Genomic DNA, 1,221 nt, shown 5'->3' on the forward strand with positions numbered 1-1,221 from the left:
ACTCAGGGGACCCTTGAGTCGGCGTTGCGCGTTCTGCGTCCGGGCGGTCGGCTTTCCAGCCTTGGGGTTTACTCCAGCGATCTGCGCATTCCACTGGACGCTTTCGCTGCCGGTCTGGGCGACTACAGCATCATCACGACATTGTGCCCCGGTGGCAAAGAACGCATGCGACGCTTGATGGCGGTGGTGGAAAATGGCGGAGTGGACTTGTCGCCGCTGGTGACTCATCGCTACAAGCTGGATGACATCGAAGCGGCGTATGAGTTGTTTGCTCATCAAAGGGATGGCGTGATGAAGGTTGCAATTACCCCGTGAGGATCTATGGGAGCAAGCGGTTTGTACGAGCGTTAGGGATTTCGGACGACCGAGTGTGGGGGAGGAAGCGTGAATCGAAACCGCAAGCCGATGGACAAGAACCGGATACAAGGCGATGCCGACCAGGGCGAGCGGGCAGCAAACCGCAAAGCTCTTGTGGTCAAAGGGCGGCATCGTAAATCCGGTGGTTGAGCGGTTGCTGCAAGGCTAGCTGCGCCTGGACCTCAGCTACTGCATCCAAGATTCTCTGCGTCCAGTTTTCATCATCAGGACGTACTACAACGACGCGAAAACCGTGATCATAACCTTCCAACTGCACACCCTCGGAATCATCAACATGCAAGTCGATACCGAATGCTGGCGGAAATTTCGAGGGGGCGTTCGAAAACCCATGCTCCGTCAGGGCATGGCTATGCCGCACACTGTTGACCACACCATCGACGCGGATACCGTAAAGCAACAGCCAGCGCCTGATGTAGGACGGTGTCCGACCCGATGACGTGTAGACCCAGATGCTGCATCCCTGGCGACGTAAGATGCGTGCCAGGGATCGTGTTCCAAAGCGCAATGGCTCGCCCAGCCAACGATGAACAAATACCGGCAATCTACTGTGCTCGGTTGCGCAGTGGTGGAGTTGGCAGGCCAATGTGTCATCGATATCAAACGATATACGTATGCGATGACGCCTGAACCAGTGCGTTGGGAGGGCACACCTGATGGCTTGCCACATCCGGTTTCCGGAAATTCGGCATGTATCGAGCGTTGGATAACGTCTCATCAAGCCTCCTTCCGATAGACCGGCGATGGTTTATCACTCAGAAAAAAAACCATGGCATCAGGGGCCTGTGCTTCCAGGAAGGCTGCATATTTTTTCTTGATCTTGGGAAATTCGTACAACGCCTTGAC

At 55.4% G+C, this 1,221-nt stretch carries 1 protein-coding gene and 1 pseudogene; one reads left to right on the top strand and one right to left on the bottom strand.

All coding sequences use genetic code 11. The features are described from left to right. Nucleotides 1-315 (top strand): annotated as a pseudogene (locus tag AC1DRJ_RS28420) (NAD(P)-dependent alcohol dehydrogenase); the annotation flags it as partial. A gap of 160 nt (nucleotides 316-475) precedes the next feature. Here AC1DRJ_RS28420 and AC1DRJ_RS28425 read toward each other — a convergent pair. Beyond that, a complete protein-coding gene (locus AC1DRJ_RS28425; protein WP_477805071.1) occupies nucleotides 476-1,045 on the bottom strand; it encodes a hypothetical protein in 570 nt (189 codons plus the stop codon). Nucleotides 1,046-1,221: the final 176 nt, after the last annotated feature.

It is taken from the genome of Pseudomonas sp. P5_B2 (assembly GCF_056400445.1).